The sequence below is a fragment of the Streptomyces sp. NPDC093094 genome (assembly GCF_044754345.1).
Lineage (GTDB): Bacteria > Actinomycetota > Actinomycetes > Streptomycetales > Streptomycetaceae > Streptomyces.
Genome location: NZ_JBIVOX010000004.1, coordinates 123,240 through 133,855, shown reverse-complemented (window position 1 = coordinate 133,855; position 10,616 = coordinate 123,240). Strand labels below are relative to the sequence as shown.

At 72.0% G+C, this 10,616-nt stretch carries 7 protein-coding genes; 3 read left to right on the top strand and 4 right to left on the bottom strand.

The features are described from left to right. Positions 1-428: 428 nt before the first annotated feature. The gene (locus tag ACIQGV_RS09230) at positions 429-1,559 is read left to right on the top strand and encodes a PP2C family protein-serine/threonine phosphatase (protein WP_402492627.1); all 1,131 of its coding nucleotides are present in this window, start codon (positions 429-431) and stop codon (positions 1,557-1,559) included. A 258-nt stretch (positions 1,560-1,817) separates the two neighbouring features. On the opposite strand, the gene ACIQGV_RS09225 is transcribed toward ACIQGV_RS09230, so the two are convergent. From ACIQGV_RS09225 to ACIQGV_RS09215, 3 genes are all read right to left on the bottom strand, one after another. Then, positions 1,818-2,012 carry a hypothetical protein gene (locus ACIQGV_RS09225; RefSeq protein WP_402492626.1) on the bottom strand — a complete coding sequence of 65 codons (195 nt, stop codon included), beginning with the start codon at positions 2,010-2,012 and terminating at the stop codon, positions 1,818-1,820. Positions 2,013-2,480: 468 nt separating this feature from the next. Further along, entirely contained in the window at positions 2,481-3,365 is an 885-nt protein-coding gene (locus ACIQGV_RS09220) for a prohibitin family protein (RefSeq protein WP_402492624.1), read from the bottom strand. A 188-nt stretch (positions 3,366-3,553) separates the two neighbouring features. After that, on the bottom strand, positions 3,554-4,993 hold the full coding sequence (locus tag ACIQGV_RS09215; RefSeq protein WP_402492622.1) for a lamin tail domain-containing protein: 1,440 nt from the start codon (positions 4,991-4,993) through the stop codon (positions 3,554-3,556). A 337-nt stretch (positions 4,994-5,330) separates the two neighbouring features. Between ACIQGV_RS09215 and ACIQGV_RS09210 the strand changes: the two genes are divergently transcribed. Further along, the gene (locus ACIQGV_RS09210) at positions 5,331-6,254 is read left to right on the top strand and encodes a hypothetical protein (RefSeq protein ID WP_402492621.1); all 924 of its coding nucleotides are present in this window, start codon (positions 5,331-5,333) and stop codon (positions 6,252-6,254) included. A 45-nt stretch (positions 6,255-6,299) separates the two neighbouring features. On the opposite strand, the gene ACIQGV_RS09205 is transcribed toward ACIQGV_RS09210, so the two are convergent. Next, positions 6,300-7,415: an AI-2E family transporter gene (locus tag ACIQGV_RS09205; RefSeq protein WP_402492619.1), complete on the bottom strand. Its 1,116-nt coding sequence runs from the start codon at positions 7,413-7,415 to the stop codon at positions 6,300-6,302. 367 nt (positions 7,416-7,782) lie between these two features. On the opposite strand from ACIQGV_RS09205, the gene rph reads away from it, so the two are divergent. Beyond that, positions 7,783-10,380: a rifamycin-inactivating phosphotransferase gene (rph, locus tag ACIQGV_RS09200; RefSeq protein WP_402492617.1), complete on the top strand. Its 2,598-nt coding sequence runs from the start codon at positions 7,783-7,785 to the stop codon at positions 10,378-10,380. The last annotated feature ends 236 nt before the right edge of the window (positions 10,381-10,616 follow it).

Genomic DNA, 10,616 nt, shown 5'->3' with positions numbered 1-10,616 from the left:
CGTCGGGCCGCCGGCGTTCCGGCCGGCCCCGCGGCCGCACCGGAGCGGGGCGGGGCCGGTCTCCGGTTCCGTCGGACCGGCCGCCGGCCGTGCCGGGTCCGGTCCGAAGATGCCGCCCATGTCGCACCTCGCCGTCAGCGGTTCCCGGGTGGTCGACAGCCCGGGGCAGCGCCTCGTCCGAAGGTACGGAAGAGGTGTCAGCCCGGCGTCACTCCGTCGTCAGCGCCACCGCCCGGCCCCGCAGGACCGGATCCGGATGCACCGGACCCGTCCAGAAACCGCCCCAGGTGCACCGGACCCGTCCGAAACCGCTCCTGCACGGTGGGCGTGCCCGGCAGCGCTCCGGTTCCCCGTGCGGGGCCACCCGAACGGTCGGATGCCGCCGCCCCGGCACGCGCGGCGGGCAGGATGAGGTGTATCCAGAACCTATGGTCCCCGCACGCCCCAGCCGCCGTCTCCCGTCCCTGGAGCCACGCCGTGCGCTGCTGGCCGTGCCGATCCTGCTCATCGTGCTGGTGACGCTGGTCGACATCCTCGCGCCGCCCAGAGTCCATCTGGGCCCGTTCCTCGTCGCGGCACCCGCCGTCACCGCTTCGTTCGCCGGCCCCCGGACGACCGCGTTCATGGGGGCGCTCGCCGTCCTGGCCCAGGTGGTCGTGGCGTCGGTGCGCACCAGTGTCATCGATCTGAACCACATCTTCCAGCTCATCACCCTCGTCCTGATGTCGGTGTTCGTCACGTCCTTCGCGGCCCGCCGGGAACGTCATGAAAGGGAGGTGACCCGGCTGCGTACGGTGGCGACGGCCGCACAGGAGGTCGTGCTCAAGCCGCTCCCCCACCGGATCGGCCCGTTGCGCATCGCCTCGGTCTATCTGGCTGCCGAGTCCGAGGCCCAGATCGGCGGCGACCTGTACGCCGCGGCCCGTACGGAGCGAGGGACCCGGTTCGTCGTCGGTGACGTCAGGGGCAAGGGCCTGGCCGCCGTCGGAGACGCCGCACTGCTTCTCGGTGCGTTCCGGGGCGCGGCGCACCGTCAGGCCGACCTGCCGATGCTGGTCGCCTTCCTGGAGGGCACGGTCGCGTCCGATCTCGACGACCCCACGGCGGCGGACGTCGAGGCCGAGGACCGGGGCGAGTCGTTCATCACCGCCGCCGTGCTGGACATCCCGGACGACGAGCCGGTGCTCCGTCTGATCAGCTGCGGGCACCCCCCGCCCCTGCTCCTGCGAGACGGCCGCATCAGCGTGCTGGACACGCACCGCCCGGCCCCGCCGCTGGGTCTCACGGGCTTCGCCGACACCGGCCACCGCCCGGCGACGTTCGCCTTCGAGCACGGCGACATCGCCCTGCTCTACACGGACGGCGTGATCGAGGCGCGCGACGGGGACGGCACGTTCTACCCCCTCGAAGAACGAGCGGCAGGCATGGCCGGCAAGGGTCCGGACGCGCTTCTGTCCCAGCTGCGCAAGGACCTGATCCGCCATGTCGGCGGCCACCTGGGCGACGACGCCGCGATGGTGGCGATCGAGCGCGTCGGTCCCTCTCCCCGTGCCGGGTGAACCCTGGCCGCGGCGCACAGGAGTTCTCCGGGGTGCGGGCGGCGCCGGCGAGCAGGACGGACAGGGTCCTGGTCCCTACGGGTGTCCGGTCTCGCCGCAAGGAGCCGGGGGCCGGCGACGCTTCCCGGGATCACGGCCCTGCCGGGCGAAGCCCGGTTCGACCGGCCGGATCCGAAGCCGGGGAACGCACCGGAGCGGGAGCCCCGGCATCGCGTTCCCGGCGGGCTCCGGCCAGAGGGCTTCGAACCGGGCTCCCGGTCACAGCCTCCTCAGGACGAGCGCGGCGCCGAAGAGGCTTGCCCCCAGCGGAACTCCGACGTGCCCGACGACCAGGATCAGATAGTGGGCGGTCGAGTACACGCCGTACGGGATCGCATAGCCGGAACCGGCGTCGATCGCCCTCAGGGTGCTTTCGCCGAGGACGGCGCCGAAGGCGCCGACGAGGAGCAGCACGTACGACGCGATGCGCGAACGCCGCGCGGGGCCGGTCCGCCATGAACAGGTCGTGGAGTTCGCGGATCCGGACGGTGCCCGTCAGGTCCGCAGGCGCACCGGAACCACCGCTGCCGCCGGTCGCCGCTCTGCCGGCGGCCGGGGTGCCGGCGCCGGCCGCCGTGCAACCCGTCAGGCCGGCGAGAAGCGCCAGGGTGCCCGCGAGAACTGCGCCGTGCCTCATCGCGCCGTCCTTTGGCCGTTGCCGGAATCGAGCCCGTCGTTCGCGCGGTGGCAGCGTCTGGTCACACCGTCACCCTGCTCCGGTGCCGGATGATCAACCAGTCACTCCGCTTCCTGGTACCGCCGGTACCAGACCGACGAGGACCCTCACGGTGACGGCCCCGGCCCGCCGTGCCGGCGGTGCGAGGAGCCGGAGCCGGCCCAGGGGGCCGGCCGTGTGCTGTGCCGGGAACCTCGTCCAGTCCTTCAGTCCTTGCCGTTGTCGACGATGACCGGGGTGCCGTTCGCGTTCGTGCCGCACGGCACCGCGTACACCGGGTGAGCCCTGGCGGCCTCCTTGTAGGCTTCCAGGCACTGGTTGTACAGCACCTTGTCGCTCAGCGACTGCGCGATGATCTTGTTGGCGCGGGCGATGCCCTCCGCCTCGATCCGCTTGCGCTCGGCCTGCGCCTTGGCGGTGCGTCCCGCCTCGACGGCCCGTTCGGTGGCCTGCTCCTGCTGGATCTTCTTGTCTATCTGCTCCTGGAGCTTCTTCGACGGCCTCACATTGCGCAGGTTGACGGCGGTGACGTCGATGCCCCGCGGGGCCAGGCGCTCCTTGATGAGGGCCTCGGTCTCAGCGCCGATCTGCTCGCGGGCGGAGGCGTAGCCCTCCTCGCTGGTGTGCTCGGCGAAGACGTTGCGGATGACCTCACGGCTGTCCGCCAGCACGAGGCGCTCCTGGATGGCGTCCTCGCTGCCCGCCAGGCGGTACAGCGCGACGGCCTTGCCGGGCACCACGGACCACTTGACGGTGACGTCCGCGTAGAGCACGCCGCCCTGGGAGGAACGGACCTCGACGACGTCCTCGTCGTTGAGGTTGAGGTCCACCGGGCGGGTGGAGAACGACGTGACGTCGGTGAACGGCGACGTGAAGTGGACGCCGGAGGTCAGCGGCGAGCCGACCTTCCCGAACGTCACCGGCACGCCGACCTCGTAGGCGCTCACGACGTGGACGCAGGCGAAGACACCGGCGAGCACACCCCCCAGGGCGCTGAGCACCGCGCCGATCCGCAGGCCGGCGCCGCCGCCGCGTCCGAGGAGGAACAGCACGACCGCCGCGACGAGCAGCAGGATGGACAGTACGAACACAGTGTTTCTCCCCCTGGAAAAAAGGCACCCCTGCGCCGCCTCCGGGGCAGCGCGCAGCGCATGGTAACCGGCACAGGTGTACGAGAACGTACGGGGGTACGGCGCGACGGAAGAGCCCGTCCGCGCCGGGACCCGGGCACGGCAGGTGCCCCCGACCGGCGGGCCGGTCGGGGGCACCTGGGCGGGTGTCAGCAGGTGACGGCGCCCCTGCGCAGGGCGTGGCCGCCGTCGTTGGTGTCGTCGGCCCAGTAGACGGGCTTGGAACCCGCCACGCATTCGCCGGCACCGGCGAGGGAGAAGCCCTCGTTGTTGTAGTCGGGCATGCCGGCGGGGCGGTTGTGGACGGCGGTGGTGGTGGTGAAGGTTCCGGTGGTGTCGACCTTCAGGATGCGGTGACGGCCGTCGCAGGTGTCGTCGCAGACCGCCCACAGACGCGTGGCCTGGGGTTCCCACTGCAACTCCATCACACCGGACATGCCGCTGCCGAAGGAGGCGACGCGGGTGGAGGAACCGGAGTCGGCGAGGACGTAGCCGTGGATCGCGCCGGTGCCCTCGACACCGACGAAGAACACACCGCCGCTGTGGGCGCCGTAGCGGGCCGGGTCGTAGGCCGCTCCGGTGGACGCGTCCTTGAAGCCGGCGCCGGTGAGGTAGGTGTCGGGGATCCAGGTGATCCCTTCGAGGCCGAGGTTGGAGCCGGTCGCGGGCAGGTCGGAGGTGAGGTTCCACTCCTTGGAGGCGGTCAGCGACGAACCGGCGGAGGAGACGTCGTACTTGAGCACCGACAGGCGGCTGGTGCCGGAGGCGTCGCCGTTGCGCTCACTGGCGACGAACACCCCTGCGGCGGAGCCGGAGCCGGTGAGGGTGACACCCTCGCTGTCGGGGCTGCCCGTGCCGCCGGTGAAGCGCAGGGTCTTGCCGGAGGTCCAGCCTCCGGTCGTGTCCGGCTTCCATCCGCCGGAGCCGTCCCGCACCAGGCGCCACAGCTTTCCGCTGTTCTGCGCGCCCCACAGCACGTCGCCCTCCTGGTGGAGGCCGCTGAGGTCCTGGCCGAACACGCCGGAGGCGTCGGCTGTCGCCACGCCGCTGCCGCCGGGCCACGCCACCGGGGTCGTCGGGTCTCCGCCCCCGCCGCCCGTGCTGCCGCAGCCGTTGGGGCCGCCGAGGGTCACGGCCGGTGCCTGCCCGAAGATGCCGGTGCCGTCGGGGGAGCGCGACCAGGACGGCGAGGAGTGCCCGCTCCAGGAGAAGCCGTCCACCAGGGTCACGCCGTCCGCGAGATACAGGCGGGCTTCGTCGGCGGACCCCAGACCGAACGTGCCGTGGACGTCGAACGCCCGGTACCCGCCGGGTCCCAGCGCGGTCCCGGCAGCGATCTTGTACGAGTGGATGTCGTCGTCGTCCTTGAGGATCCAGCCGGAGACGTCGATCGTGGCGGTTCCCTTGTTGTACAGCTCGATCGAGTCGTCGACGCCTCCGGTGGTCACCACCTCGTTGACGCGGATGTCGTCGGCAGCGGCCGCGTGCACCGTCGGCACACCGGTCAGGGCACCGGCGGCCAGCAGCGGTCCGACGACGAGGAGACGAGCAGGAACACGGCGCCCACGGCGGGCGGTCGACACGGTCACGGATTTCCGTCCTCACATTGTCCGGGCAAGGCGGCCCGACAGTCGCGGCCCGGATCGAACGGGGCTCCTCCCCCGAGGAGGACGACCCGGGAACGGCAGGTGAAATCCGGTGTGCGGCTCCTCCGGGCGCCCTGTTCCGCCGCCTTCGGGCCCGTCTGTGCCCCGTGTGCGTGCGGCCTCCGGCACGGCCGCGGGCAGGACGGCGCGGCGGAGGATTCCTCCCGGTGCACCCGCGTGGCAGGCTGTCGGCAGCCGTTCGAGGGGAAGCGGTGGGCTGCGGGGGGGATCGTCCGGTGGCGTGTCCGACGAGAACGAGCGGGACGGCGGGGGCCGTGTCATGAGTGACGCGACGGCGTGGATCGCCGCCGGTTGGCTGTCGGCGTTCACCGCGGTCAACGCAGTGCTGTACGCGGCGTGGTGGCGGCGTACCCGGGACGAACGGACGTTCCTGAGAGGTGTCCGGACAGCGGACGTGGACCCGATACAGGCGGCCTGGTGGCTCGGCGCCCCGTGGGACGGCGCGTCACCTCAGCGGGAGGACTACGCGGCGCAGGTGGCCGTGAGCCTGCTGCTTCTGGCCGGGGACGCCGACATCGACCGCGACGGCCGGATCACCGTGCCGCGCGGACGGCTCGGCACGCAGAAGGACCCGGTCCTCGCCGCGCTCGTGACGCTCCTGCGCCGGCACAAGGGGGCCACGGTGCACGAGTTGCTCACCGACCCCCGTTTCGGGCGGTTCCGGAAGGTCCTTCTCTCACGTCGTCCGCCCCTGCGGAAATGGTTCGGCTCCTACCGCTTCACCGCGCTGACGGCCTCCTGCGTCACCGCGTTCGGCATGTCCATGCATGCGATGATCATGCGCTGTCCCGTCCCCGGGCTGCCCGACCTGGATCCGTCCTTGTGGACCACCGCCTGGATAGGGCTGTGGGCCCTGCTGGCAGCCCTCGCGGCGGCCTGGCCCCAGGAGATGTCCCGTCCCTGGCCCCGGTTCACCCGTCGCTGCCGGACGGCCGTCACCCGGGCTCTGGCCGGCCAGAGCCCGGACACGCGTCACCGGGTGTCCGTCACTTCGTCGAAGCCGTCCGACCGACACCCGCCGGCCGGTGCGGCCGGCCCGAAGCCCCGGGCCGACGCCCGTGTCGCCGGCCGCACACCGCCCCGGTACGACGTCGGCACAAGCACGGAATCGCACAGCCACCACGACGGCCCGGACATCGGGGACTTCGGCGGCGGCAGCGGGGACTTCGGCGGCGGCGACTGAGCCCGGCCGGGCCGGGCGTTCCGGCAAGGTGTGCCGGGCACGGTGTCACGACGGGACGGCGGCACCGGGGGCCGGGTCGCCGCCGTCCGGCTCCGCCGGCGGCTCGCCGAGCTGCTCGCGCACGTAGTTCCACACCACCGCGATCAGGGCCGCGACGGGGACGGCGAGCAGGCTGCCCACGACGCCGGCCAGGTTGCCGCCCAGCGTCACCGCCAGCAGGATCACCGCCGCGTGCAGGCCGAGCCCATGACTCTGGATCATGGGCTGGAACACGTTCCCTTCGAGCTGCTGCACCACCAGGACGATGGCCAGCACGATCAGCGCGTCGGTCAGACCGTTGGAGACCAGGGTGATGAGGACCGCGACGAACCCGGCGAACACCGCGCCCACGATCGGCACGAACGCGGTGACGAACGTCAGCACCGCCAGGGGCAGCACCAGCGGTACGTCCAGGACCCAGAGACCGAGACCGATCAGCACGGCGTCGATCAGGCCGACGAACGCCTGGGACCGCAGGAACGAGCCCAAAGTCTCCCAGCCACGCGCGGCGACGGTGGGGACGTCGGTGGCGAGCCGGCCGGGCAGCTGACGGGCGAGCCACGGCAGGAACCGCGGCCCGTCCTTGAGGAAGAAGAACATCAGGAAGAGTGCCAGCAGGGCGGTTATCACGCCGTTGACGACCGTGCTCACTCCTGTGGCGACGGTGCTGACCGCGCTGCCGAGACCGTCCTGGGCACGGTCGACCGCGGTGTCGAGGGCGTTGTTGATCTGGGCGTCCCCGATGTTCAGGGGCGGCCCGGCGGCCCACTCCCTCAGTCTCTGGACGCCTTCGACCACGCCGTCGGTGAGCTCGCCGGACTGGGACGCCACCGGAACCGCGATCAGCGCCACGACACCCGCGGCGACGACCAGGAACAGGACGGTCACCAGCGACGCGGCCAGGGCCGGTCTCCACCCTCTCGAACGGAGGAAGCGCGTCGGAGGCCAGGTCAGTGTGGTGAGGAGCAGAGCGAGGACGACCGGCCAGACCACCGACCACATCCGGTCGAGCAGCCAGAGGGCCACCGCGAGCATCACGAGGACGAGCAGCAGGTCGGCGGAGACACGGGCCGACGTGCGCAACGCGGCGCGGGATTTCGTGGAACTCAACCGGGCAGACATGAGGTCACCCTATGGGGATCCCCTGCGCTCCTCGGCGCCGCGGACGGCCGGACGTGCCGGGGCGTTCCGCTGCGAGGGACGGTGAGGAAGCACGAGGAAACGGCGAGGCCAGGGAAACGACAGAGGCAAGGAGAACTCTCCTTGCCTCTCTCAAGTTATAGCGCGCCGGGGGGCTTGCGGCAAGGCCCCGGTCACGGCGCAGAATCGTCGGCCGAAGCCACAACCTGCGGAAATGAGGGTACGGAGTGCGTGTGTCGAGGTCGGTGCACCGAGGACGAGGCGCAGACGGTCCGACGGGGCCGAAGGCTCCGGTGGCCCGGTCGGCCGGTGCGGTGCGCCGGAGCACGGCGGCCCCGGAGGGATCGCGGTGACCGAGCGGTATGTGAGGGACCTTCAGGAGATCGACGAGACACAGGTCGCGGTCGCCGGCGGCAAGGGCGCGCATCTGGGCGGACTGTCGGGGATCGACGGCATCCGCGTGCCGGCCGGCTTCTGTGTGACGACGGACGCGTTCCGGCGGATCATGGCGGAGGCGCCGTCCCTCGACGACCTGCTCGACCGGCTGTCGCGCGTGGCCCCGGACGACCGGGAGGAGATCCGCGCGCTCTGCGCGCGGATGCGCCGGACCGTCGAGGAGACCGCCCTTCCGGACGATCTCGCGGCGGCGATCACCCGCGCGCTCGCCCGGTCCGGGGACCGGGCCTCCTACGCCGTGCGGTCCAGCGCGACGGCGGAGGACCTGCCGACGGCCTCCTTCGCCGGCCAGCAGGACACGTACCTGAACGTCGTGGGGCCGGCGGCGGTCCTTCAGCACGTCCGCCGGTGCTGGGCCTCGCTGTTCACCGAGCGGGCCGTGACCTACCGACGGCGGAACGGCATCGACCACCGTACGGTCCACATGGCCGTGGTCGTGCAGCGGATGGTCTTCCCGCGTGCGGCCGGCATCCTGTTCACGGCCCACCCCGTCACCGGCGACCGGAAGGTCGCCACCGTGGACGCCGGCTTCGGCCTCGGTGAGGCCCTGGTCTCCGGCCTGGTCGACCCGGACGTCTTCGAGGTGCGGCACGGCGAGGTCGTCGCCAAGACGATCGCCGTCAAGCAGCGGGCCGTCGACGCCCTGCCGGCCGGCGGTACGCGGGAGGTGGCGGTCGACCCGCGGCGGCAGCGGGAGCCGGCGCTGACCGATGCGCAGGCCGTGCGGCTCGTGGAGCTCGGGCGGCGGATCGAGGCGCACTTCGGGTGCCCGCAGGACATCGAGTGGTGTCTGGCCGACGACGGCTTCCAGATCGTGCAGAGCCGGCCGATCACGACGCTGTTCCCCGTTCCCGAGGCCGGTGACCGGGAACCTCACGTCTATGTCTCCGTCGGCCATCAGCAGATGATGACCGATCCCATGAAGCCCCTGGGGCTGTCCCTGTGGCGGCTGACGGCCATGGTGCCGATGCACGAGGCCGGCGGGAGGCTGTTCGTCGACGTGACCGGGCGCCTGGCCTCGCCCACGAGCCGTGCGAGCCTGCTGGATGTCATGGGGCGGGGCGATCCGCTGGTCAGGGACGCGCTGGAGACCGTCCTCGGCCGCGACGGCTTTCTCCCCCCGCTCCCGGACACGGGCCCCGGCGGGCCGCCCGCCGGCGGCACGTCCGTCCCGGCCGAGCCCGATCCGGCCGTCGTCGCCGAGCTGATCGCGCGCAGCGAGGCGTCCGTCGACGCCCTGGCACGCGGCATCCGGACGAAGACCGGACCGGCGCTGTTCGACTTCCTGCTGGACGCCTTCGAGGAGCACAAGCGGGTTCTCGGTGATCCGCTGAACATCCAGGCGGTCATGGCGGGGATGGAGGCCACCTGGTGGCTCAACGACAAGCTGCGGGACTGGCTGGGCGAGAAGAACGCGGCCGACACGCTCACGCTGTCCGTCCCCGGCAACGTCACGTCGGAGATGGGGCTGGCGCTGCTCGACGTCGCGGACGTGATCCGCCCGCATCCGGAGGTGGTGGCGTTCCTGCGGGGCGTCGAGGACGAGGACTTCCTGGACGGGCTGGCGGACCTCGCGGGCGGCGCCGAGGCGCGCGACGCCATCGACGCCTATCTCGACCGGTACGGCATGCGCTGCGTCGGCGAGATCGACATCACGCGGCCGCGCTGGCGCGAGCGCCCCACGACGCTCGTGCCCGTGATCCTCGACAACGTCAGGACGTTCGGACCGGGCGCCGCCGAACGGCGCTTCGAGGAGGGCCGGCGGGCGGCGCTGGAGAAGGAGCGGGACGTGCTGTCACGCCTGCGGGCCCTGCCGGACGGGAACCGCAAGGCCGCGGAGGCCAAGCGGATGATCGACCGGGTCCGGGCGTTCATCGGGTACCGGGAGTACCCGAAGTACGACATCGTCAGCCGCTCCTTCGTCTACAAGCAGGCCCTGACGGCGGAGGCCGGGCGCCTCGTGCGGGCCGGTGTGCTGGCCGAGGAGGAGGACATCTTCTACCTCACGTTCCAGGAGCTCCACGACGTCGTGCGCTCCGGCGAGGCGGACGACCGGCTGATCCGGCAGCGCAAGGACGCGTTCCGGTCGTACCACGCGCTCACTCCTCCCCGGGTGCTCACCTCGGACGGTGAGGCCCTCACCGGGGCGTACCGGCGCGACGACGTGCCGGCCGGAGCCCTGGCCGGCGTGCCGGTCTCCGCCGGGACCGTCGAGGGACGGGCCCGTGTCGTCCTCGACATGGCGGAGGCCGATCTCGAGGCCGGCGACATCCTGGTCACGCCCTTCACGGATCCCAGCTGGTCCCCGCTGTTCGTCGGAATCGCCGGACTGGTGACGGAGGTGGGCGGCCTGATGACCCATGGCGCGGTGATCGCCCGGGAGTACGGCCTGCCGGCCGTCGTGGGCGTGGAGCGGGCCACCCGGCTGATCCGGGACGGGCAGCGGATCCGCGTGCACGGAAGCGACGGGTACGTCGAGTTCCTGTCCTGACCGGCCGCACCGGGAACGCGTGACGCGTCGGCTCACGGCCGGTGCCGCCCGGGTGGCCGTGGCCCTGCTCGGGCGATGCGATCGTGAATGCATTTCCTTGTTTCATTCACGCGTTCGATTGCGTCATGTCCGGGTAACCCGAATTCCCGTCTGCCCGCCGTGCGGCCGTCGGTACAGTGACGGTGCTTTCGACGACGAAGCACCGGGGGTACATCCTGTGCGGAATGCACGAACAA